This is a genomic window from Nostoc piscinale CENA21 (assembly GCF_001298445.1).
Taxonomy (GTDB): domain Bacteria; phylum Cyanobacteriota; class Cyanobacteriia; order Cyanobacteriales; family Nostocaceae; genus Nostoc_B; species Nostoc_B piscinale_A.
Genome location: NZ_CP012036.1, coordinates 861,719 through 885,966 on the forward strand (window position 1 = coordinate 861,719; position 24,248 = coordinate 885,966).

Annotated in this window: 22 protein-coding genes, 1 tRNA gene and 1 pseudogene; 11 read left to right on the top strand and 13 right to left on the bottom strand. The window is 39.6% G+C overall.

The features are described 5' to 3' along the window. The first annotated feature begins 48 nt into the window (after positions 1-48). From ACX27_RS03800 to ACX27_RS03810, 3 genes are all read left to right on the top strand, one after another. On the top strand, positions 49-783 hold the full coding sequence (locus ACX27_RS03800; RefSeq protein ID WP_062288641.1) for an SDR family oxidoreductase: 735 nt from the start codon (positions 49-51) through the stop codon (positions 781-783). Positions 784-1,013: 230 nt separating this feature from the next. Then, on the top strand, positions 1,014-1,994 hold the full coding sequence (locus tag ACX27_RS03805) for an aldo/keto reductase (protein ID WP_062288644.1): 981 nt from the start codon (positions 1,014-1,016) through the stop codon (positions 1,992-1,994). Positions 1,995-2,141: 147 nt separating this feature from the next. Continuing rightward, complete coding sequence (locus ACX27_RS03810) at positions 2,142-2,432, top strand: HNH endonuclease (protein ID WP_235526484.1); 291 nt, start codon at positions 2,142-2,144, stop codon at positions 2,430-2,432. Between the two features lie 441 nt (positions 2,433-2,873). On the opposite strand, the gene mnmE is transcribed toward ACX27_RS03810, so the two are convergent. Together mnmE and ACX27_RS03820 are read right to left on the bottom strand one after the other, a co-directional pair. Further along, positions 2,874-4,268, bottom strand: a complete 1,395-nt coding sequence (gene mnmE, locus ACX27_RS03815) for a tRNA uridine-5-carboxymethylaminomethyl(34) synthesis GTPase MnmE (RefSeq protein WP_062288651.1) — start codon at positions 4,266-4,268, stop codon at positions 2,874-2,876. Positions 4,269-4,319: 51 nt separating this feature from the next. Further along, positions 4,320-4,983 (bottom strand): annotated as a pseudogene (locus tag ACX27_RS03820) (class I SAM-dependent methyltransferase). Between the two features lie 566 nt (positions 4,984-5,549). Here ACX27_RS03820 and ACX27_RS03825 point away from each other — a divergent pair. The 4 genes from ACX27_RS03825 to ACX27_RS03835 all read left to right on the top strand — a co-directional run bounded on the left by ACX27_RS03825 (position 5,550) and on the right by ACX27_RS03835 (position 8,102). Next, entirely contained in the window at positions 5,550-6,416 is an 867-nt protein-coding gene (locus ACX27_RS03825; protein WP_062298122.1) for an SDR family oxidoreductase, read from the top strand. A 53-nt stretch (positions 6,417-6,469) separates the two neighbouring features. Next, entirely contained in the window at positions 6,470-6,865 is a 396-nt protein-coding gene (locus ACX27_RS33300; RefSeq protein ID WP_235526485.1) for a Crp/Fnr family transcriptional regulator, read from the top strand. An 82-nt stretch (positions 6,866-6,947) separates the two neighbouring features. Then, entirely contained in the window at positions 6,948-7,157 is a 210-nt protein-coding gene (locus tag ACX27_RS33305; protein ID WP_235526486.1) for a cyclic nucleotide-binding domain-containing protein, read from the top strand. Between the two features lie 9 nt (positions 7,158-7,166). After that, positions 7,167-8,102 (top strand): SDR family oxidoreductase, encoded by a 936-nt coding sequence (locus tag ACX27_RS03835; protein ID WP_235526487.1) that lies wholly within the window; start codon positions 7,167-7,169, stop codon positions 8,100-8,102. A 98-nt stretch (positions 8,103-8,200) separates the two neighbouring features. Here ACX27_RS03835 and ACX27_RS03840 read toward each other — a convergent pair whose 3' ends face one another. The 3 genes from ACX27_RS03840 to ACX27_RS03850 form a co-directional block, all read right to left on the bottom strand. Further along, positions 8,201-8,554 carry a hypothetical protein gene (locus tag ACX27_RS03840; RefSeq protein WP_062288654.1) on the bottom strand — a complete coding sequence of 118 codons (354 nt, stop codon included), beginning with the start codon at positions 8,552-8,554 and terminating at the stop codon, positions 8,201-8,203. A 514-nt stretch (positions 8,555-9,068) separates the two neighbouring features. Continuing rightward, positions 9,069-10,379 carry a guanitoxin biosynthesis MATE family efflux transporter GntT gene (gene gntT / locus ACX27_RS03845; RefSeq protein ID WP_235526488.1) on the bottom strand — a complete coding sequence of 437 codons (1,311 nt, stop codon included), beginning with the start codon at positions 10,377-10,379 and terminating at the stop codon, positions 9,069-9,071. Between the two features lie 223 nt (positions 10,380-10,602). Next, on the bottom strand, positions 10,603-10,974 hold the full coding sequence (locus ACX27_RS03850) for a hypothetical protein (protein WP_062288659.1): 372 nt from the start codon (positions 10,972-10,974) through the stop codon (positions 10,603-10,605). A 913-nt stretch (positions 10,975-11,887) separates the two neighbouring features. On the opposite strand from ACX27_RS03850, the gene ACX27_RS03855 reads away from it, so the two are divergent. Continuing rightward, entirely contained in the window at positions 11,888-14,425 is a 2,538-nt protein-coding gene (locus ACX27_RS03855) for a beta strand repeat-containing protein (protein WP_062288662.1), read from the top strand. A gap of 51 nt (positions 14,426-14,476) precedes the next feature. Here ACX27_RS03855 and ACX27_RS03860 read toward each other — a convergent pair whose 3' ends face one another. Beyond that, a complete protein-coding gene (locus tag ACX27_RS03860) occupies positions 14,477-14,740 on the bottom strand; it encodes a hypothetical protein (RefSeq protein WP_062288665.1) in 264 nt (87 codons plus the stop codon). 200 nt (positions 14,741-14,940) lie between these two features. Continuing rightward, positions 14,941-16,578 carry a mechanosensitive ion channel family protein gene (locus ACX27_RS03865; protein WP_062288668.1) on the bottom strand — a complete coding sequence of 546 codons (1,638 nt, stop codon included), beginning with the start codon at positions 16,576-16,578 and terminating at the stop codon, positions 14,941-14,943. 283 nt (positions 16,579-16,861) lie between these two features. Between ACX27_RS03865 and ACX27_RS03870 the strand changes: the two genes are divergently transcribed. Beyond that, positions 16,862-17,335 (top strand): aminotransferase class V-fold PLP-dependent enzyme, encoded by a 474-nt coding sequence (locus ACX27_RS03870; RefSeq protein ID WP_235526489.1) that lies wholly within the window; start codon positions 16,862-16,864, stop codon positions 17,333-17,335. 126 nt (positions 17,336-17,461) lie between these two features. Here the strand turns inward: ACX27_RS03870 and ACX27_RS03875 are convergent, their stop codons facing one another. Then, positions 17,462-18,748: a DHH family phosphoesterase gene (locus ACX27_RS03875; protein ID WP_062288670.1), complete on the bottom strand. Its 1,287-nt coding sequence runs from the start codon at positions 18,746-18,748 to the stop codon at positions 17,462-17,464. 529 nt (positions 18,749-19,277) lie between these two features. Beyond that, positions 19,278-19,775 carry an HNH endonuclease gene (locus tag ACX27_RS03880; RefSeq protein WP_062288673.1) on the bottom strand — a complete coding sequence of 166 codons (498 nt, stop codon included), beginning with the start codon at positions 19,773-19,775 and terminating at the stop codon, positions 19,278-19,280. 381 nt (positions 19,776-20,156) lie between these two features. On the opposite strand from ACX27_RS03880, the gene alr reads away from it, so the two are divergent. Both alr and ACX27_RS03890 read left to right on the top strand, forming a co-directional pair. Then, positions 20,157-21,344 (top strand): alanine racemase, encoded by a 1,188-nt coding sequence (alr, locus tag ACX27_RS03885; protein ID WP_062288677.1) that lies wholly within the window; start codon positions 20,157-20,159, stop codon positions 21,342-21,344. A 111-nt stretch (positions 21,345-21,455) separates the two neighbouring features. After that, positions 21,456-21,537: transfer RNA gene (locus ACX27_RS03890), tRNA-Leu, on the top strand. A 29-nt stretch (positions 21,538-21,566) separates the two neighbouring features. On the opposite strand, the gene ACX27_RS03895 is transcribed toward ACX27_RS03890, so the two are convergent. The 4 genes from ACX27_RS03895 to ACX27_RS03905 form a co-directional block, all read right to left on the bottom strand. After that, positions 21,567-22,178 (bottom strand): 2OG-Fe(II) oxygenase, encoded by a 612-nt coding sequence (locus ACX27_RS03895; RefSeq protein ID WP_062288680.1) that lies wholly within the window; start codon positions 22,176-22,178, stop codon positions 21,567-21,569. A 253-nt stretch (positions 22,179-22,431) separates the two neighbouring features. Further along, positions 22,432-22,896 carry an MAE_28990/MAE_18760 family HEPN-like nuclease gene (locus tag ACX27_RS03900; protein ID WP_235526490.1) on the bottom strand — a complete coding sequence of 155 codons (465 nt, stop codon included), beginning with the start codon at positions 22,894-22,896 and terminating at the stop codon, positions 22,432-22,434. After that, complete coding sequence (locus ACX27_RS35615; protein ID WP_418006715.1) at positions 22,874-23,008, bottom strand: MAE_28990/MAE_18760 family HEPN-like nuclease; 135 nt, start codon at positions 23,006-23,008, stop codon at positions 22,874-22,876. Before ACX27_RS35615 ends, ACX27_RS03900 begins: the two co-directional genes overlap by 23 nt. Before the next feature lie 172 nt (positions 23,009-23,180). Continuing rightward, positions 23,181-24,206: a DUF262 domain-containing protein gene (locus ACX27_RS03905; RefSeq protein ID WP_235526491.1), complete on the bottom strand. Its 1,026-nt coding sequence runs from the start codon at positions 24,204-24,206 to the stop codon at positions 23,181-23,183. Positions 24,207-24,248: the final 42 nt, after the last annotated feature.

The window sequence follows — 24,248 nt, forward strand, 5'->3', positions numbered from 1 at the left end:
AATCAAGCCTCCCAAGATATATGTCTCTGAACATCAAGGAAAATTATTATGTTCAACGTGGAAAATAAAGTTATTGCCATCACAGGTGCTAGTAGCGGGATTGGAGAAGCGACTGCTAAATTATTGGCAAAACATGGTGCAAAAGTTGTTTTAGGCGCAAGACGAACTGAAAAGCTAGAAAAAATTGTTGCAGAGATTCACACCTCTGGCGGTCAAGCAGAATTCAAAGCTGTAGATGTAACCAGTCGCCAAGATGTGAAAGCGTTTATTGACTTTGCTGTGGAAAAGTTTGGACGGATTGACGTTATTTATAACAATGCAGGTATTATGCCTTTGTCGCGGCTCAACGACTTGAAAGTTGAGGAATGGGACAACATGATTAACGTCAACATTCATGGCGTATTGAATGGAATTGCTGCTGGTTTACCGATAATGGAAGCCCAAGGTAGTGGTCAGTTTATTAATACTGCTTCCATTGCTGCTCATGCTGTATATCCTACAGCTGCGGTCTACTGCGCGACAAAATATGCTGTGTGGGCAATATCGGAAGGACTGCGCCAGGAATCCAAAAATATCCGCGTCACAACAATTTCTCCTGGTGTAGTTGAGACGGAGCTTGGTTCTGATATTAGCCAAGAGTCAGGCAAAGATGCGTTAAAAGAATTCCGCAAAGTTTCACTGCAACCAGATGCGATCGCTCAAGCAGTATTGTATGCCGTGTCTCAACCAGATTATGTGGATATTAATGAAGTAATTGTCCGACCAACAGCCAGCCCTGTATAGTCCCGTTTCACTTTAAATTTGAATTAGATGATTAAATCCTGGCAATCAATGAGAATTTGAAAAAATATCTAGCCAGGGATAAATGCAGAGTTTTTTCTTTTATTTCTGTTACTCGGAAAGTAACAGAAGAGGGGTAAATACCTCTAATAATGGATGACTAGGTGATCAGGAAAGAGATTATGCTGAAAGATTCTATTTTCTCTTTCCAATTACTGACTAGGAGATTGTGAATGAAAACTAGAAAGCTAGGGAAACAAGGGTTAGAAATTTCAACTATCGGACTTGGTTGTATGGGAATGTCTGAGTTCTATAGTGGTCGTGATGAAAATGAGGCGATCGCCACGATTCATCGAGCATTGGAACTAGGTGTTAATTTTCTTGATACTGCTGATATGTACGGGCCTTTTACTAATGAGCAATTAGTAGGTAGAGCAATTAAAGGTTTCCGGGATCAAGTAGTTTTAGCAACCAAATTTGGCAATGTCCGTACTGAAGATGGTGGTTGGAAAGGAATTAGTGGCAGACCAGAATATGTCCATCAAGCCTGTGATGCTTCGCTACAACGCTTAGGAGTTGAAGTGATTGACCTCTATTATCAACATCGGGTAGATCCAACCGTACCTATTGAAGATACTGTAGGAGCAATGGCAGAGTTAGTGCAGCAAGGAAAAGTGCGTTATTTAGGACTTTCGGAGGCTGCTCCTGACACGATTCGGCGGGCTGCGGCAGTTCACCCCATTACTGCGCTACAAACAGAGTATTCTCTTTGGAGTCGAGAACCAGAGGATGAAATTTTGCCGACTGTGCGAGAATTAGGAATCGGGTTTGTTGCCTATAGCCCATTGGGAAGAGGGTTTTTATCAGGTGCAATTACCAGTCCTGATGATCTTGCACCGGACGACTATCGCAGACATTCTCCTCGCTTTCAAGGTGAGAATTTTTCTAGAAATCTGCAATTAGTAGAGCAAGTCAAGGTAATTGCTACCGCAAAAGGGGTAACTCCTAGTCAGCTTGCACTAGCATGGCTTTTAGCTCAAGGAGAAGATGTTGTCCCCATTCCGGGTACAAAACGCCGTACTTACTTGGAGGAAAATGTTGCAGCTACCGAAATTACCCTGACTGAACAAGAGTTAAATCAACTTGAAACTGTTGCACCCAAAAATGTGGCAGCAGGTGAGCGATACTCTGATATGAGTAGCGTTAACCGTTAATCTCTGTGAGTGCTAGAGTTTTTTAGATTTTACTTTTGATGAGCGATCGCTCAGAAATTTTCCTCTAAAAACCAGGTAGGGCGATCGCGTGCAGAATGCGTTGAGTGATAGCTATTCTATTAGATAGGGTTTTAGCAAAATTAGCAGGTGTCTAACAATCAACCACAGCAATGTGAACTATGCCAAAGACAGATGGAACATTTAACTGTCCATCACTTAGTGCCAAGACAAAATACCAAACGCAAGAAACAAGATCCAAGTCCAACAGTAAATATATGTTCTGCCTGCCATCGTCAAATTCATGCTTTATTTGATAACAAGCTACTGGCTAAAGAACTCAATACTCTAGAAAAACTCTCTAATGAACCACAAATGCAAAAATTCTTAGCGTGGGTAAAAAAACAAGACCCTGGTAAGCGAATTGCAGTTCATCGCTAAACAATAAAGTGCGACTTGCACCACTTATTAGCCCTAACGCTCTGATTGATATCATGTCCGCTTGATTACTTACAAAAACCGAAGAACCCCACCCCGCCACAGCTACGCTATGTCTCCCCTCCCCGTTGACGGGGAGGGGTTGGGGGGTGGGGTGGTGCAAAGATTGTGGGAATCACAACTAATTAACCGGACATGATATGACTGGTAGCCAGACTCCATGATTACTTCTAATTGCTACGACGTAATCTCATGTCCGGTAAAAGACTTATCATAAAGACCGCAGGGGGCAGGGAGCAGGGAGCAGGGGGAGAAAGAGTTTTGTCTTTCTGCACAGATGTGTTGAATCATCACTGATTTGCCTGACATGATATAAGCTAATTCATAGTCATTCAATTTCTTAATGAATTCGCTACTTTCCCCCTCCGGGTTCATCTCTAAAGTCTATTTCCCAATACAAAAGCGGCTAAAAATGCGATCTAAAACCGACTCGGTAACTTCTTCGCCTGTAATTTCTCCTAATGCTTGAATTGCACCACGCAAATCAATTGACCAAAAGTCTAGGGGTAATTGTTGAGCAATTGTAGCTTGTACTTGTTCTAAAGAAATTTTAGCTTGGGTTAAAGCAGCTGCTTGTCTTTGATTAATAGCTAAATCCATATCAGCCGCTTGAAGTTTGCCGAGTTGAACTTTTTCTAAAATTGCTGTTTCTAAATCATCTATCCCTCGATTTTGCGAAGCGGCGGTGAGGATTTGAGATTGAATATTGGGAATTTTAGATTGTAGAAGTTGGCTTGTAGTTTCATCCACTAAATCAACTTTATTAATGACTAAAATTAGGGGACGATCTTGTACTTGGGCGTAAATTTCTTGGTCGCCTTCTGTCCAACCTGCACTCGCATCGATGGTGAATAAAACTAAATCGGCTGCACTAGCAGCACGGCGCGATCGCTCCACACCGATTTTTTCCACTTGGTCGGCGGTTTCTCGAATACCTGCTGTATCTAGCACTTGTACAGGAATACCACCCACCACTAATTGCGATTCCACTACATCGCGGGTTGTGCCAGGTAAATCGGTGACAATGGCGCGATCGCTCCGGCTCCAAGCATTCAATAAGCTCGATTTACCCACATTCGGACGACCGACAATTGCCACTTTTAAGCCTGTACGCAACAATTCCCCTTGATCTCTAGTTGTTAATAAATGAGTAATTTCTGCGGCAATCTTTTCTATTGCTGATATGATGCCTTTATCATCCAACGGGGGTAAATCTTCCTCAAAATCAATTCGCGCTTCAATCTCTGCCAAAATATCCAAACAGTTGGCGCGTAACTGGCGGATGGGATGAGCTAACTTTCCTTGTAAACCAGCTAAGGCAGTTTGGGCGGCTTGGGGAGATTTCGCGCCGACTAAATCAGCAATACTTTCGGCTTGGGTTAAATCGAGTCTGCCATTTAAAAATGCCCGTAAGGTAAATTCTCCCGGCTGTGCTAGTCTTGCGCCATTTTCCAGACATAATTGCAAAACCTGTTGAACAGCAATAATTCCACCATGACAATGAAATTCCACCACATCTTCACGAGTGTAAGAACGCGGTTCTTTCATTACTAGTAGTAAAGCTTCATCTATTAGTTGTTGCGTCTGGGGATGACGGATATACCCATAGAGGATGCGGTGACTTTCCCAAGCTTGCTTTCCGGGGGCGTGAAATAATGTTTGGGCAATAGCCATTGCTTGGGAACCAGAGACGCGCACAATACTGACACTACCTTGTTGGGGGACAACAGCAGTAGCGATCGCGGCAATGGTTCCAGTAGTGGCAAATATTTCGGACATTGTTTATTTATCTCACGCAGAGGCGCAAAGGCGCAAAGGTATTGTGGAGAGTTAATTTTTACGTGCTAGGGTCAAGCCGTCGGCGATGGGAATTAAACTGAGGGTGATGCGGGAATCTTGGTGGAGTTTTTGGTTGAAAGCGCGGATTTTTTTTGGTGCGATTGTCTTGGACTTCGGGATCTGCAACTCTACCTGACCATAAAACATTATCAATGGCAATCAATCCACCCGGACGGACTAGTTGTAGCGATCGCTCATAGTAACCATCATAGTTACTTTTGTCAGCATCGATGAAGGCAAAATCAAAGGTTTCGGCTTCACCACTGGCTAATAAGCTATCCAAAGTTTCCAGTGCTGGGGCGATATGTAAGTCTATTTTTTCAGCGACTCCGGCTTGTTGCCAATAACGACGAGCGATCGCGGTAAACTCTTCACTAATATCACAAGCTACGACTTTGCCTGTTTTTGGTAGTGCTAACGCCACAACCAAAGTACTATAGCCCGTAAACACCCCAATTTCTAAAGTTTTCTGCGCTCCTATTAACTTCACCAGCAAAGACATCAACTGCCCTTGTTCTGGTGCAATTTGCATCCTTCCCATTGGATGTTGGGCGGTTTCTTGGCGTAATTGCGTTAATATTTCTGCTTCCCGCACAGAAACAGATAGCAAATATTCATATAAATTTTCTTCTAAACCCAATGTTTTATTAGTCATCAAGATAAAATGTGTTGTAGTTGGGAATACATAGCAATTTTAAATTACTGAGGCATTACGCTTCAAAATTATTAGTTGAAACTGGGTATAACGCCTGAATATAACCATCCTAAATCATTTACAAACATCTCTCCCTTGCCTCCCTTGTCATCCTTGTCTCTCTTATCCCAAATAGAACTGCTATCATTTCACCCTTCAGATTGAGTTAGCAGATAATCGCTTTCCATCTAGAGAGTGATTAATACTTATAAGTTAATAGATACCTTAAAAACAGATGAAGAGACTTAAATTCTTTATCGATAAGTAGAGTTGTGTACTTTGTTTTCCGTGGTCAGATTAAGAGCGTGTTTAGGGTGTGGGGAGCATTAATGTCAGTAGATTAAATTTGGCTAATATCCGGGGTAAAAATGCAGCCATTTACTATATGTAAGTGAAAGCAAAATCTATTAGTAAACCTTGGCTTGAGTTTTCGATCCAAGGTTTATTTATTCATGTTTAACAAAGCTTCTGTTTCTGACTTTTATATCGGCGAATTTTGGCACAATATTAATTGTAGGGACAATGCGATGACAGTATCAACACAAAAAGAAACATTACAACCACCACAGCAGCAACAACCACCAGGTACTGAATCTGAGATGCAACCAAGACCTAAAGCTGATGATGAACAGTATCGGGGTAGTGGTAAATTAAAAAATAAAGTCGCATTGATTACAGGTGGAGATAGTGGTATTGGTCGGGCTGTAGCGATCGCATTTGCTAAAGAAGGTGCAGATGTAGCGATTGTTTACCTCAACGAACACGGAGATGCAAAAGAAACCAAAAGTTTGGTAGAAGAACAAGGACGGCGGGCGCTAACAATAGCAGGTGATATTACCGATGAAACTGTTTGCCAAAACGCGATTCAACAAACTCTAGGTGAGTTTGGTAAACTGGATATCCTAGTAAATAATGCAGCGGAACAACACCCCCAAAAAAGCATTGAAGATATTACCAAAGAACAATTAGAACGGACTTTCCGCACTAATATTTTTTCGATGTTTTACTTAACCAAAGCAGCATTAAAACATTTGAAAAAAGGTAGTTCTATTATCAATACTACCTCTGTAACTGCTTATAAAGGCAATCCCCAATTATTAGATTACTCTTCTACCAAAGGTGCGATCGTCGCTTTTACTCGTTCGTTATCCCAAAATTTGGTAGAAAAGGGAATTCGGGTCAATGCAGTAGCACCCGGCCCTATTTGGACACCATTAATTCCCTCAACTTTTCCTGAAGAAAAGGTCGAGACTTTCGGTAAACAAGTACCCATGCAAAGAGCAGGACAACCAGAAGAAGTCGCACCCAGTTATGTATTTTTAGCTTCTGATGATGCTTCTTATATATCTGGTCAAGTCATTCATGTAAATGGCGGAGAAGTTATTAACGGTTAATTTTAGAAGGACTGACGCACAAAGATTTTTTGTGAAGATTGGGTATAGGGATTTTGTATACATCCCTATACCCTAATCCCCAAGAATATGAAGGAAGTGGTGAGGCGTTGCATAGTAGAGTTATTACCTCACCACTTCCTTTCATCAGTATGTTTTCACCTGCTTATCTCCAACTGAGTCATGTTTTACGCGCCCTGGTTGATATTCCAGGGGATGAATTGGCAAAATTACCCCAAATCTTTCAACAACTCAGTTGCAGAACTGGAGAGTTTTTCATACGTGCGGGGGAAGTTCCGCAGCAAATTGGATTTGTGGTTTCGGGGATATTTCGTCTTTATTATGTGAATGTGGCAGGTACTGAATTTACTAAATCATTTTGTCCAGAAAATCATTTTGTGACTGCCTATAGTGCGCTAATTTTAAAACAGCCTGCTCAGTTTTTTTATTGAAGCTTTAGAAGATTCATTATTGTTAGTTACAGATTATAATCAATACGTCCAACTATGTACAGCACATCCATGTTGGGAGGCTGTGAATCATAAATTAGTTGAGGCGTTGTTTATTAAAAAAGAGAGGCGGGAGGCGGAATTACTTCTAGATGATGCCACCACCAGATACCAAAAGTTTTTGCAAGAGTATCCTAAGTTAGAACATAGAGTTAAGCAATATCATATTGCCTCTTATCTAGGTATTTCGCCTGTTTCACTCAGTCGGATTCGGAAAATTCTCCAGTCGAATTAACATAAGTTAATGACTTCGCCATTGTTTGGAATTACATCTAAAGAAGATGTTATGAAATGCGATCGCTCAAAACTGGCAATGGTGAAGACAAAACTACATCCTTTTATCCTCTACACAGGCTTTCTGGCATTTTTGGGCTTCGGAGTCCTAAATTCAATTATGCCGACGTTGGTGATCGCTTTTACGGTTGCTGTCAAACTATTTGTACAAAAGTCTTCCATGTCAACTCAAGGCAATACAGTATTAATTACGGGAGGTTCTTCAGGAATTGGCTTTGCATTGGCTAGAAAATTTCTCCAAGCCCACAATACAGTCATTATTACTGGACGTGATGCCCAAAAATTAGCTGAAGTCAAAAAAATCTTGCCGGAAATTATTACAGAAGTTGCTGATTTACGAGATTTAAATGCTTTACAACAGCTTGTTAATCGCTATCCAAATGTAAACATATTGATTAACAATGCCGGGATTCAATACAACTATGAATTTGTCAACCCCGAAATTTCCCCTGAGTTAATTGAAGAAGAATTACGCACCAATTTAATTGCACCATTACAATTAATTAAACTGATGTTACCTCATCTGTTGTCCAAGCCAAATGCTGCGATTGTGAATGTATCTTCTGGCTTGGGATTAGTACCGAAACAAACTGCGCCTGTTTATTGCGGTAGTAAAGCAGGATTACATATTGCCACTAAAGCCCTGCGCTGGCAACTGGAAACCACATCAATTAAAGTATTTGAAATTATTGCCCCTTTAGTTGATACACCAATGACTCACGGTAGGGGTAAAGGGAAAATTTCACCAACAGCATTGGCAGATGAATTTTGGCATAATTTTAGGTGCGATCGCTATGAAATGCGAATCGGTAAAACCAAACTGCTGTTTTTCTTCCAACGTTGGTTTCCCCAAGTCGCCGAGAAAATTCTCCGCTCTGGAATCTAGATTGATTGCAGCAAAGCTAATCAGTAAACTTTACAAACATCTTTCTCCCTGATCTACCTTGTCTATTTTGTTCATCTATCAAATAGAATTGCTATCTATTAATATGGATTTCTCAATTTTTGCTGTAATCTGAGTGTGTCTATTTCTTGTCTTTGTTGTAGCCTGAGTCTGTCTCTTGCCAATTGTTCAAATTTTTGTGATCTAAATTGATTTTCTAAGCGAAATTGTTCGATTCGATGTTGTTGTTGCAATCTAAATTCATCTTGTCGCTGTCTAAATCTTTCCCACAATTCTTGAGAAGGAGACTGTCTTTTTACCTGTTTTCTTTTTTGCTCTAGAGATTGTTGATTGATAGTTTGATGAGTATTAGCCTTTACAGGCGCATTCATTCCTAAATTTGTTGTCACAATAGCTAGAAGTAACCCTGATTTGATTTTCGATAAATTATTCATACATAGGACTCATATTTAATTTCTGAAAAAAACAGTACATTCAAAAATGCTCTTTCCTACTCCCTACCTATACAGATAATTTCAAAAATCAAACCGACTTGCTATATTTTGCTTTGCGCTTCGATTTAGGTGGCGTTCTATGCGCCCCAAAGTATTTCTCACTCCGATAACGTAGCCATACACGTAACACTTGCGGAATCTGCTTCTTTTTCTTCCTTAGTTAGTTTGTTGTAAAGAGCTAATGCTCGTTCACGTTCACCTCGACAAGCAGCATTGTTATGAGCATCCCAATAGCTACGTGCAACGCGGATTCGCCGACAAACTTCTTTTAAATTAACGCTTCTCCGACAAGTAAAGTTTCTTGTTTTGTCATTTTGCAAGATACTGTGATTTTTTTCACTTATTACTAATAATATCCTAGCGATTTTGGCTGATATCAGCAATTACAATTCAATTTTTCATAACTGCCGGACTCAACATTATCGGTGTCGGAAACTCACTATGTTGTTTTCTCCTATTGACTGAATGTTTTCGGTAAGTGCCGTGCTAAAGTTATTGTTCTTGCTGCCATAAATAAAGACATAGATAGCCATAGTAGATGACTATTACGGAAATACCAAGCTGTAATTGCTAAGGGAATAAAACCAATTGCTGTGGCTATTAGCATTGCTTGGCGTAGGATATGACCTTGAGTTAATCCTAAAAAATAACCGTCTAGTGCATAAGCAATTGAACCAAATCCTAAAACTGGTAGTAACCAAGGAACATAAACGCGCAATTTATAAATAATTTCGGCATGATTTGTCAGTAATCCTAAAAGTTGTTCTGGAGCCGAAATAAATATAGTGGCGGAAGTTAAGCCTATAATTAAACTACTAATCAAAGAAATTTTTAACAGTTGTTTTAAATAATTAGTATTGCCGCTACCTTGAGAAATTCCAGCTAAACTTTCAGTAGCGAATGCCAAACCATCAATGAAATATGCTGCCAAGCCAACGATTTGCATAAGTACGGTATTGGCTGCTAAAACTTCAGTTCCTAAACTTGAACTTAAGTTTGTAAATATCGCCATTGTTGATATCAAGGCAAAAGTCCGAATAATAATTTCTCCATTGAAAATTAAGGCTGTTTTTAGGGCTGATAGATCAAAGAATTTTTTCTTGAAAGCTTGTATATTTTGCCATGAATTTTCTTGATAAAACAGCCCGAAACCTACTATAAACATGAGATATTGACTCATGGCTGTAGCTAAACCTGCTCCTCTACTTTCCCAACCAAATTGCACAATAAATAGATAATCAAGGAATACATTCGTAAAGTTACCGATGACTGAAAGTAACAGAACTTTACTACTTTTTGCCTGCCCTAAAAACCAACCAATCAAAACAAAATTAATCAGCGTAGCTGGCGCACCCCAAACTAAAGCATTATAGAATTCCATACCAGATTTTTTGACTTCTGGTGCTGCGCTTAAAATTGCAAAACCTAATATTTGTAAAGGTTGTTGCAAGATAATAATGGTAATTCCTAATAGTAAAGCTATAATTCCATGCTGTAACCCAATTAACACCACCGCTTGATTATCTTTACGTCCGATCGCCTGGGCAACCATTCCAGTTGTACCCATACGTAAAAAACCAAATGTCCAGTAAATATAATTAAACAAAATGGTTGCTAATGCCACACCTGCTAAATGATGAATTTCTGTTAAATGTCCTAAAAACATGACATCTAATAGTCCAGCTAGGGGAACCATTAAGTTGGAAATTACATTTACAGATGCAAGTTTGAAAAAACGGCGGATGAATTTTGAAGGTTGATTCAAAATAAATCAGATGTTCAGATGAATAAATTTAGAGATTACTAATATAGCGTTTCCTCGTTTGCTGAGGTAAAAATTTATCTGTTTCCATCTGCGGTTAATTCTTCTTGCTTATACCTCATTAGAATAAAAATCAAGGATTTAGAACCCGCGTAGGCGGGTTTTGTCTGGGTGCAAAATGAACCGCGACTTTAGTCGCTTGGTGTAAGATATGTATACATATAAACTACAAACCGACTAGTTCTCGTGATTCATAATCAGTCAGTTGTTGTGCGATCGCTAATCTTGCCTCTAACTTCGCTACACTAAACTGGTTACGCAGATATTCTAAATGCGCGATCGCATTAGCTTTTTCTACAGTCAGTTGAATTTGGCTATCCACCGCTTTTTGATATTCGTGATTCAACAGTAATACCTCAAACCGTCGCGCCTTGCGTTGAGCATCATTTTTCAAATCCACATCAAAAGCCGCCGCGCGATCTGCATTTCCTTCAAAGCGGTTAATTTGCTGCTGTACTGCCATCAATTGCGAGTCTAGTTCATTTACACGTTGAGCAGCCTGAGCGATCGCAGATGGATAATGATTCATTTGCATCATCAAATAATCTTCCTCTCAAAATCTCAATTCATCACATAGCAAAAGACATCTCAGAAGTATGTCTAAATACGTAAGTATTCAGAACACAGAATACAGAAGTCATCACAGTTTAATGACTCATGGTTCTAGACTATGAGAATCTCTGTCTAGCAAAAGCTTGATTTACCAAGCATTCTGTATTCTGACTCCTGACTCCTGAATTCTTACCTAAATACTTCTATTTCTCTGCTTTCAAACTTCTTCTGGAGTAGGGAAAAAATAGTCACATCTTGAAATCAAAAAGATGCTTTTTGGCGTAGAAAACTATAACCTGTACTTGATATATCTATTATAGTAAAAATGTACCAAAAGCGCCACAAAAAACCGCATTTGCAAACTAGATTTATACAGAATTTAGCTAACATTTTCGCTCAAGGTACTCCAGCTCCCTTGTCCCCCTTGTCTACCTTGTCTCCCTTGTCTCCCTCTTATCCCTCAATGACTGCATAGACCAAAGACCAATTACGTAATCTTACTTAATATTATCTCAACAGAGTATTAGTAAAATCTTAATCATCACCTAAATTTATTGGGTTAAGTAAATTTTCGGTATTACTCTCAAAACCAGTGCTTATCAACTCCCAAACCAGACTAATTGCAAAAGCAAATTTTTGTTTTTTCAGTAAAAAACAAAAAGAATAGGCGATTTTAACTTTCTAATCCTGATTTACTTTTCCCTACTCTAATTTATGCAATCAGTCTACACCAGCCTCATCTAACTGGTGTCTCTCCAAAATTGTCATTAATTGTTCCCATACCCAAAAAAGCACTTTTCCTAACAGCGCCGTCATTTTGCGTGTTTAGCGAAAGTAAGCAGCCAAAAAGCTTGCTCATATTGCTGACACAACCAAAATTAATAGGAGTGAGATAAACAATGGCTACCTTTAACGTCACCAACACCAAAAGCAGTGGTCTTGGTTCATTTCAGCAAGCAATTTCAAATGCCAACGCCTCAGCTGGTAAAGATTTAATCAGATTTACAGGCGGACTCTTCACAGACAACATCGCCGATACTATCAGCCTTGGCGGTAGTAGTTTGCTCATCACCGATGACTTAAGTATTGATGGTAGAGGTTCAAACTTGCTCACCATCAGCGGTAACTACAATTTTGCTCAAGATAACAACATATCTCGTGTATTTGAAATTGCTAACGGGATCACCGTTGACATTGAAGGATTAACAATTGCTAATGGCTATGCGACAGATACAAGAGGAGGTGGCGGCGTTTACAATGCTGGCAATCTGACATTAAGAAACGTCACCGTTAGCAATAACTTTTCTGGTGGTCAAGACAGTTCCGGGAACAATGGTGGTGGCATTTATAACTCCACTTCTGGAGTTTTAAGGCTTAACAACAGTACAGTCACAGCTAACTACGCAGGTCAAGTTGATGCTGAGGGTATATTCTATGCAGGTGATGGGGGTGGCATCTATAACGCTGGTATCGTCACTTTGAACAACAGTGCTATTAATGGCAACTCTGCCGGGTACTACAATGATTCCTACTTCCCTGATAACTTAGGCAACGGTGCAGGTATATATAACACTGGTACTTTAACAGCTAACAACACCACCATCAACAATAACAGAGGCACAGGTGATGGTACTGGCCTCTACAGCACCAACGTCGTAACTTTGAGTTATAGCAGTGTTAATAACAATGAATCAAGCAACCAATACTACAACGCATTCAGTGGCATTGTGAGTACTGGTAGCCTCACCATTAAAAATAGTAGCGTTAGTAATAATGCAGCGATCGTAGTTGGTGGCGCTGGAGCTGGCATTGATAGTTCAGGTACATTGATTATCAGCTATAGCAAAATAGATAATAATTCTTCTTATTGGTCAAGTGGAGTCATCCATTCAGGAACTCTAACAGTAACTAACAGCTCGATTAATTACAATAGCGGCAGAAATTCCAGTGGACTTATTGCTACTGGCACCAGCAAAATAGACAAAACCACCATCAATGGCAACTATTCATACTACGACTTTAGTAATGCTGGTCTTATTCTTTATGGTATAGCAACGGTAAGTAATAGCAGCATCAGTAATAACTCGTCAGACTACGGCAGTACAGGTCTCAGTAGTATAGGTCTTAGAGGCAGTAGCAACGTCATAGTGAGCAACAGCACTATCAGCGGTAATATAGGGGGTTTAAATGTAACGGAAGATATTAATAGCAGCGGCATCTATAACTCGGCATCTAGCAATCTGACAGTTATTAGAAGTACTATCACAGGCAATTCCAATGCAGAGGGAGCCGCAAACGGCACGATTGTTAATAATGGCACCATAACCATCATTAGTTCTACTATCAGCGATAACTCAGCAGGTTTAGGAGGTGGTATTCTTAACAACGGTACTGCATTTGTAATTAATTCCACTATTAACAACAACACCGCAGGAATTGGCGGTGGAATTTACAACTTAGAGACTGGCACTCTAACTCTAGTTAACAGTACCATTAGTGGCAATCAGTCATACTCCGAAGGTGGCGGAATCTACAACTCTGGCACTTTAACCGTTAGCAATAGCACGATCGCCCTCAACAAGTCTTACTATGATGAAGAAAACACTGTATCTAGCGGTGCAGGCATTTACAACGCAGCCACAGGTACAGCCACCATCAAAAACAGCATCATAGCAGGCAATAACGATGGTATTCCTGGTGCTGTTAACCCCGATGTCGTTGGTAACTTTATCAGCAACGGCTATAACCTCATTGGCAACCTTAATGGTAGTACTGGCTTTAACTCCAGCGAACAACTACAAGTCAGCATTTCTCAAGTTATTGATACTATCCTGCGTGACAATGGCGGCCCAGTCAAAACCCACGCCTTAGTTTATGGCAGTCCCGCCATTAATGCGGGTAATAACGCCGATGTCCCTGCCGACATTGCAGACTTAGACAGAGATGGCAATACTACCGAAAGAGTACCTTTTGATCAACGTGGTAGTGGTTATCGACGTATTTTGAATGGTCGAGTAGATATTGGAGCTTATGAAGCCTCTGTAATTAATGGCACAGCATATTCTGACAATCTCCGAGGTACGGCTGCTAATGATTTGATAGCAGGCTTGAGAGGCGCAGATATGCTAACAGGAGGTGCGGGTGCAGATAACTTTGTTTATACCAGTCTAGCCGATAGCGGCGATACAATTACTGATTTTGCCATTGGTACAGATAAAATTGTCTTACAAGCACTCTGGCGGAGTTTAGATTTGAGCAACTTGAACTTTGCCACAGCAATTGCCGGCGGTTACTTACAGTTACAAACAGCAGGAACAGACACCTTAGTTTTAATTGATCTAGATGGTACTGCTGGTCAACGTGTGGCTTTAGAGTTGGTAAGGTTACGCAATGTATCTGCGAACGCTTTAAACGACTCTAGAAATTTTGTGTTTTAAAGTCATGAGCATACAGACGCTGCATTGCAACTTCTGTATGCTCATGATTAACTATGCCGCTTCTCTCATCGGGGATTGGATAGCTACCTCTGGAAAAGAAAGTGAAAGTTGTTCAGCTTGCGGTACTGCGGCTTGTTCTAATACCTGTATTTCAATATTTACGCTGATTAAATAACTTCCTGTATCAGCACCAACTGCTTCGGCAATTAATCGGGAGAAGTCTGGACGTTTTGCAGTCAGTGGGTCACGTAAAATACAGCGATCCCATTCGTGCTTGGCAGTTGGATTGAGATTGAGAATGTAATGCTTGATCATAGTTGCACTGCACTAGGATTTGTGGACGCTACATCTATTATAGTACAAATGTACTGTATTGCCCAGAGGTTGTTTCACGTGCCAATTAATTTAGGTGGGCAATTTTGCCCACCCAACAAGATTTTGACTATTGACTATTAACTGGAAGAGGCAGGGCAAAGATTATCCCCTCTGCACCCTGCCCCCTGCTCCTTTTCCTCTTATTGACCATTGACCATTGACTCATCACCCTTGCCATTCATCTGTGCATTCAATAGCTGTGCATCATTTACCCAGATGGCTTGTTGTGGTACTGGGATATTAATTCCAGCTTGGTCAAGGGTAATTTTGAGGCGGCGGCGATATTCGCGGGCGACATCCCATTGTTTGAGAGGTTGGGTTTTAATCCAAACACGAATAATTAAACCACGATCGCCAAAATTATCAATACCCAAAACTTGCGGAGTTTCAATAATTTGATGTTGCCATTGCCGATCTTGATCCATTTCTAAAGCAACTTTTTTAATCAACTCTAAAGCGTAGTCTACATCAGCTTCATAGGCGATGGGAACAGTTAAATCGGCCCGTGACCAACGGCTAGAAAGGTTGGCGACAATTTTAATTTCACTATTGGGAATTGTGATTAAACGTCCTTCAGAATCTCTTACTTGTGTCATCCGCAAGTTGAGATTTTCCACTAAGCCTCCCACATTGCCAACATTAATCACATCGCCCAACGCATACTGGTCTTCCAAAATAATCAAGAAGCCGTTAATTGCATCTTTAATTAGGTTTTGGGAAGCCAAAGATACAGCCACACCAACTAAACCTGCACCTGCGAGTAGAGGAACAATATCTATCCCCAGAGACACAAGGGCAGATAAAATCCCAACTCCTACCCAAATAATAGTGACAATACTTTTAGTCACGCCTGAAAAGGTAGAGACTCGTAAACGCAGACGTTCAGAAGTGTCTGAGGTTAATAAAGCACCACTACTGATGAGTGTTGTTGTGAAGCGATCAATTAAAGCATAACTGAAACGGATAGCAACATAAGTCCCCAAGGCCACAATAGCAAGTTTTAAAGGAATTTGAACCGCGGAGAGAATGGCTACTTGAAACGGCCGAGTGTAGGGAAATAACCCCAAAATCAGAAAATTGCCCCCTCCCCAAATTCCAGCTTGGGTTAACTGAAACAAACGTTTCTTGACTTCTTGAAAATGACGATGTTGCTGTTGATTCAGTTGAGTAGTAATTGGTTGCGCTGTTGAAGAGATTGATGGAACTGGCTGTGCTGTTTCTTTGCGAGACCGACGCTGCCAATAATATACACCCCAACTTGTGACTATCATTACCAGGCCAATGCCAGCAGCAATTTTACCTTGATTGAGCAGATATTGAGTTTGTCGTTCTTGCTTTGCCCGTTGTAAGTTTTCTTGTATAACATCAGCAATTTGATTCGCTGATATCAGCTGATCTTCCTGTCTGATTTCTGCATCCTCAGTGGTGACAGTCATTAGATAATCACCATTCACCTGAATGACAGGTATTTCGTTAACTTTCCGCACCTCTACCTTGACTTCTGTTGCTGAGGATTGAAAGTAATTCTGGCTAATTTGATTCAAATTCCGCTGAATATTCTGTAAACGCTCTGGCAAATTAGTTTTGGTGGCGCTGATTTGAAATAAACGACGACCATCTAGATAAATCCAACCAGAAACATTTCTATTCTCAGATTCATTACTCAGACTGCTGGGAGTTTGCAACAGTGGTAACAACGGAATCTGTGCGGTCACTGGTGTTACAGCAACAACAGAGACTGTTATTGAACCAAAAATTGCCAAAAAATGCCAACGCACTCCAACACCTCCTTGAAGAAAATCTATTTTTGATTACTTACTTAGCCATACTCCAAAATTGACTTTAGTAATTGTACCTATCTAAAGTTAAGTTTTCTGCTTAAAGATTGCAAATTATCACATTTACTGATTTTTAATTCTTTAGATAGACGACATTTATTTTCATCAACTTTTGGAGATAACTAAGCAGAATCTGTGATTATACTCTCACAAAAAATAAATTAAACCAAAATCTAAATAGCTCGACATTGTTGGGTTTGGTTTCGGCTTATACCAATTTTTTATGAAGCTGCATAGAATCCGATCTCTCCTCAGATCAGGTACACTCAATGTCCCCGGAATCGTCGGTTTGGGGGAAGCTTGCAGATTGAGAGTGTTGGAAATGGAACAAGATGAAAGTGCGATCGCCATTTTACGAAATCAGCTACAAAACCAACTCCAAGCTGCTATTCCCGATTTAGTGGTGAATGGAGACTTAAATAATCGTTTATCAGGTAACTTACATATTTCTATTCCTGGTATTCCCAACAGCGCCATTATTGCTAGAGTTCGTCATCAATTAGCTATTTCCACTGGTGCAGCTTGTTCATCAGGCGTTGTTGCAGCATCTCAAGTTTTAACAGCAATGAATCTTTCAGAGAATATAGTTGAGGGAGCCTTAAGAATTGGTATGGGAAAATTTACTACTAGAGAAGAAATAGAAAAAGCATCATCTTTGATAATCAGTGCAGTCAATCAAATTCAGAGCATAAGGTAAGCAATCCGCTATAATTCAAAAATTTAAATACTGAAAGTAAATAAACAGCCAAGAAATAAATTTCTGGCTGCCAATTTAAATTCAGTTCAACTTTTACTCTTTATCCTGTGCCTTCAAACGCAAGATTTACTCTGACTGAATTGGGTTATCTTTAGGATTAACTAACTTCAGTAATTTTTGCTTAATCTGAGCGTCAAAAACTTCCCATTTCATCTTGGCGTAGGCTGGATTTTCGTTACTACCAGAGAGGAAACCCATTGGAATTTCAAAACCGCCAGCACTGGTTCTACCACCGCCAAAAAAGCGTCCGGTGCTGTCTTGACCAAAGGCTTCTTTGATAAATTCGTCGGGGTCGAGGGTGAGTTTGGTGGTTCTCAGGGAACCAATGACGACTTCAAGTTCATCGTCTTCATCGTGAACGATACCATAAACTACGGCGGTGTGGACGTTTTCTTCTGTGACTAAGAAATCAGCTGCTTGGGGAATAGCATCGCGGTCATCGTAGCGCAGATAACCAACGCCAGCGATGGAAAAGTTATTCTGGACGATGCGGTTTTTGAGCGATCGCTCAATTACATCCATCACCCGCTTAGAACGGTTCGCCTGAAGAATCGCGTTTAATAATTGAGCATCATAAAATCGACTCAGGTAAGCAGCCGCCATAAAATCTTCTTCTTGTGCTTGCATCAGTCGATTTGTATCCGATCGCAAGCCGTGCATCAAGGCTGTGGCACATTTAACGTGTTGGCTAATGCTGCTGTCTAAAGCGAGTAACCCAGATTGTAAATACTGGGTAAAAATTGTTGCTGTCGCTCGTACATAAGGACGAACATCAACAAACTCTGATTTGAGTTCCGATTGTAAGCTGTGATGGTCAATCACTGCTACTAAAGGCATTCCTGACTGCTGTACAGCAGCTAATAACTGACTGGTGGTTCCCTGGTTATCAATGAGTACAAAACCTTGATAACATGACAAATCTTTAGATTTGACATTTTGCGGTGTCCAACGCTGTGCCGGTAAATTTGTCAGCTTGACTAAGGCGATATTTTCTTGATGGCTTAATGTCCCAGCATAAATAATTTCACACTTAATATCATATTGTTGAGCGATTAGCTGGTAAGCCCAAGCACAGGAAAGCGCATCAGGGTCAGGAAAATCCTGCAAAATAATTAGCTGGCGCTCATGTCTATGCGCTAATAAGGTCTTTTGCAGTTCCTCTGCTTTTTGAAAGGCTAAGGAATTGTTACGACCGAGATAAACATTCACCCCATCGCTGGTAGATGATGGTAAGGATGGCCGATTCAGTGGTAGTTCAACTACTTCTTGGTGGTCTACCTCAGCATCTTCTGGATTTGGTTCTGTGGTCAATGAAAAACTCTCTGACTGCTTCAAGGAAGAATTTAGTTGCATAGAAAACATCTTTGTTAAGTGTGAGGCTTGATTGATTGAGAAAGTTACAATCAGGGTTTTACTGATTTAGCCACACATCTTGATCTTCGCAAAAATATAGAATCCTGGGGATACGTATCTTGGTGTATTTTTTGTCAAGATAACCCGGCAAAATTTTATGAAGTTCTGCCAAATTACATATAACGGCAGAAAGTCAATGTTTCAGTGTTGTGATCAAACTCTAATTTTTCCCTTCCCTAGACCATTTTCTCAGTTGGAGAGAATTTTTGACGCAAGTCTAGATTTTTTTTGTTTATGGATATACAATAAAAGACTGTTAAATTATTTAGGCAAATGCCAGCACAGTACTTGTACAGCTACTGTTGGGTAATTACCCTGAGCAGCTGCAACTCCTAATATAGGATGCAACACCAATTATAGTAGTATGTGAGCAACCTAACTTATCGCTATCCCAACAAGAGACAAAACCATCACACCAACAAACAACAGGCTGTTGTGGCTATGTCTATTTAGGGTGGAGTTGTTAGCGTCAAAGACCTATCACATATTTTTGCCATTCTTGATGCAGTCCACTTTTAAGATGCTTACTAACCTCAAAATAGAGGCTGCTGTAAGGTTGGCGGGGTAAATGACGCAGCAGCATGTGAGCTTCTTGAGGCGTGCGATTGCCTTTTTTCACATTGCAACGGACGCAAGCCGTAACGATGTTTTCCCAGGTATCGCCACCGCCACGCGATCGCGGTATGACATGATCTAACGTCAATTCATCCCCTGTATAGCCGCAATATTGACAAGTGTGACCGTCACGGTGCAAGAGGTTCCGACGAGTCAGAGGCATTTCCTTGTAGGGAACACGCACGTAATGGCGCAAGCGGATTACCGTTGGTAATGGAAAACCCGCGTAAAGTAGTCTGCCATTGTGTTCGACTCGTTCTGCCTTGCCTTTAATTAACAAAACCGCAGCACGTCGCCAGCTCGTAATATTAAGCGGTTCGTAAGAGGCGTTTAAGACTAAAACCTTCCCCATTGATTAACGCTCAAGGTATTAGTTTTACATATATTAACACGATTCTCTTCTCCTTGGGAGATGAGAATAAATTATACTTCCGGAATAATCAAATAATGGTTGTAGTTAGTTTAGGAATCTGGAAATTAGAGCCGGAAAAGTTAACTTGCACAGCACAATCTTGATGATAAATCGCCAGTTCAGCCTCTATTTGGGCAGAAATTTGCGGTATTAAGCAACACTTGTAAATTTTTATTAACTGGGATTGATGATCTTTCCCAAACTCAAATACTTCTTATCTCAACATTTAATTGGTCTTAAGAAAAACTTTTCAATTAACACGGAAGTAGTTTATATGAGTATGAATATCTATTAGTGGTGGTGTGATAGGAGAACGGAAATATGCTGAGTCGTGATCAAATGACGGGTATTGCATCTAATCAACAGTGTGACACTTATGCGTGGTTTTCCCAGCGTGCTTGGGTAGAAATTGACCTAGAAGCGTTGTCACACAATGTCAAGCAACTAAAACAGTTGTTATTACCACGTACTCAGTTAATGGCGGTAGTGAAAGCTGATGCTTATGGTCATGGTGCAGTTACAGTCGCGCAAACAGCATTACAATCGGGGGCGAGTTGGTTAGGAGTGGCGACAGTTCCCGAAGGGATTCAATTACGAGAAGCAGGGATACAAGCACCCATATTAATTTTAGGGGCAACCCAGACACCAGAACAAATTCATGCGATCGCCCATTGGAAACTCCAGCCGACTTTGTGCAGTCCCAAACAAGCTTTAATTTTTTCCAATATTTTAGAAGCGATTAACTACGCTTCTCCTGTATCTGTACATATTAAATTAGATACGGGAATGTCGCGGTTGGGGACGAATTGGCAAGCAGCAGCCGAGTTTGTGCAGTTAGTAGAACGCTTACCGCATTTGACAATTGCGAGTGTTTATTCCCACTTAGCGACTGCTGATAGTCCTGATCCGGCAATTATGGCAGAACAGCATAGCAGATTTAAAACGGCGATCGCCCAAATTCAAAAAATCGGCATCAAAATTCCGAGCTTGCACTTAGCCAACACCGCCGCCACCCTTGCAGATTCCCAACTACACTACGATATGGTCAGAGTGGGTTTAGGGGTTTACGGTCTTGCGCCTGCGCCACATTTACAACACAAGATTAACTTAAAGCCTGTGTTACAGGTAAAAGCGCGAGTTACCCAGGTAAAAACCATCGCTGCGGGAACTGGCGTTAGCTATGGTCATCAATTTGTAGCTGATAGAGAAATGCGTATTGCTGTTGTGGCTATTGGTTATGCTGATGGTGTACCACGTAACCTTTCTAACAAGATGCAAGTTTTGTTGCGTGGTCAGCGAGTACCGCAAATTGGCGCAATTACAATGGATCAGTTAATGATTGATATTAGCCAGCTTCCTGAGATTCAAGAAGGGGAAATTGTTACCTTACTAGGCGACCAAGGAAAAGAACAAATCACCGCTGATGATTGGGCTGCACAATTAAATACGATTTCTTGGGAAATTCTGTGTGGGTTCAAGCATCGCCTACCCCGTGTCGGAGTTATCTAGTAGCCTTGGGAATGTATGAGGGTGAAGTATAGATAATTAATTATTTAAACTTCATCCTTTTAGTATTTATCTTCCTAGAAGGATATGCTATACTAGGATAGTTCGACTGATGCGGATGTGGCGGAATTGGCAGACGCGCTAGATTTAGGTTCTAGTTCCGAGAGGAGTGAAGGTTCAAGTCCTTTCATCCGCACTAAAGTTAAAAGGCAAAAGTCAAAAAACTTACTTGCGTTTCTTTGTTGTATTTTGAGCAACTCTGGACTCTACTGTAAATTCTGGTATTTCTACGAGTTCGGCATCGCTTAAAGTATACTGTTCGCAAACTAAACTGAGGCGACTTCCTGGTGTTTTCACAGCGTTGACAGAATGAGTTAAATCACCTTGAAAGTAGAGTAAGGTATTCATCTGCGGCTTAATTTGTCCCAGTTGGCGTTTGTGCGATTTGAGTACCAGTTCACCCCCTTCCATATTTTCTGGTACGCGCACATAGAGAACGCTGACAAAGTTAGGCGGTTCAACGGTTTTGCAGTAGGAACGCAGAGAACGGTCGATATGAGGATCAACGCGAGAACCTTCTTTAAGGAGTAAGGGGTTAAGGTAAAAAGCGTTACAATTAGCTTGGAGAGCCAAATCTAGGTATGGTTTGAAATAGGGGAATTTCTGCTCTACTGTAGAGATGTGCGATCGCCTGAAGACTACCGAAAATCCTTTAGTACCCACAAAATCGCGGTTGAGGTTGTTGACAGCAAAGTAAGGGCAAGCGTGAATTTCTCCCCACAAGTTATTTAGGTATTCGCTGGGGAAGGCGTTTGGTTGTTGTTGATAGTATTTCACAAGTGGGGAGCGATCGCTGTATTTGTTTTGATTTACTATTTTAAGCGATCGCCCAAATCTTCAAACCATAAAAAGCAGCGTAATTTTCCCCCCTTCCCTCGTAGGGAACGGGGTTAGAGGTTTAGGTCTGTATACTAGATAGGAAGCTAGGATTTTTATTGCAGCACCAACAGTAGGCGATCACACTTTAGTATTTTAAAATTTAATAGTAAAATTTATACAATATTCTTCATCAATTAACACACACTTACTATTATTTTAAATAATCCTGTTTAGATAAATAAATTTCTATATTCTCTAATATTTCCCTTAAATAACAAATAACTCTTTTTTGAATTTCCAATAATTCGTCCGCAGTAGCATTTCTACCAACTTCCTCAAATGATTTAAAACCATGTGCCAAATCATTTCTATTAGTTTTAACTCTTAATAAATCGCTACCATTTTTAGTTTTTTTAGCATTTGTGTTACATGAAAAACCATACATCTCAGATGTTTGTCGTATTTTTCTTGCGTCAAGATTACCTGAAAATAATTTTTCTTTATTAAAACTGCTAGATATAATATCACATGAAATATTGTTTATACTTTGTAAAAGAGTGTCAGTAGAGTTGTTATCCTTAAAATTTTTAATAATAATTTTTTTGATTTTATCGGTGACATCATCAAAAGAAATATTTTTATTTTGAAATTCATCAAAAAATTGTTGTAATTGCATTACGCATTGTGGATTCTATCAAGTTATACAGTAACAAGAACCCCGTTGCTTTGAGAGTTTTTTCTAAACTATTGTTTATTAATTTAATTTTGGTATTATTCTCATTACCCATGCTTAATTTGATTGAACCTTGCTCTAAATTTTTTTAAAAATAAAAAATATCTACTAACTTCTTGAGCGCGTTCATCAAAATCCTGAAATAACGTACTTTTCATTAATTTCCCAGAAGCTGATCACGAACATAATGAATACGATTAGTTACTTTATTTTGCGAACTATATGTATCAGATGCAGTAAGTTTTTTTAAATTTTTCACTGTCTAAAAAACCAGTTGATTTTGGTTGTAAATTTGGGTTTTGTCTTAATGCCAAAGCAATACCTACACAAATTGATTCAAATTTAATTCTAGTTGTTGGTTCATAGTGGTCTTTTGTTTTTCGATAAATATGTAAAGCGTCAGGAAAATAGTTTTTTATAAATTCCAAGACTGAATAAAATTCATTCTTCATTGACCCAATATTGATGGAATCAGATTTATTTTCTTGTTCCAAATAATTATTTAAAAATTTATGCACTTTTCTATCAGAATCAGAATAATTTTGATAATTATTTAAAAATGCAAAAAAACGTAAAACATATTCTTGTGGATCTCTTTTATTGATTTCAGTTTTAGTAAAAGAGCATAAATCGAGAAATTTTTGATATTTTGATAATTCCTCAATTAGATCAAGAAACTTACCTGGTTTACCTCCTCTGCGTTTCTCCATTTCATTTAATTCCACACTACCACTATTGATTCTCTCAAAAAGATCCCTTCTAATTTCTTCATCTGCTTCTTTTGTCAATATAATCATTCTAATAGTAGTCCTCTTAAAACGTCTTTGGCGTGGTAGCGGTAAATCTTCAAAAGTAAAACCATTTAAAGTTTTTAATTTTTCAAGATTTTGTAATTTAAGTTCATTATTGATAAACCTAGTTAAAGTACGAATACGTTGTGTACCATCTATAATTTCTAGACGCGCTAAATCTTCTGAGTCTGAGATATCAGCAACAAAAATATAAGGTATGGGTAAACCTAAAATCAAAGATTCAATAAATTTGGACTGTCTATCTTCATCCCAAGACATTTCTCGTTGATAGTCTGGAATAAATAATTCATTTTCATCTTCATCTCTTCCTTCTAGATATTTTTGAATAATTACTTCTATGGGGTATTCTAAAGTATTGTAATCAACTCGTTTTGTTTTATCACGAATTTCTATTTCAGCATTGTCTTTGCGTTCATCTGTAATTTCTAATTGATTTACCATAATTTAAAATTTTGTTGTAAATGTTCAATCTCAGAGTTATTT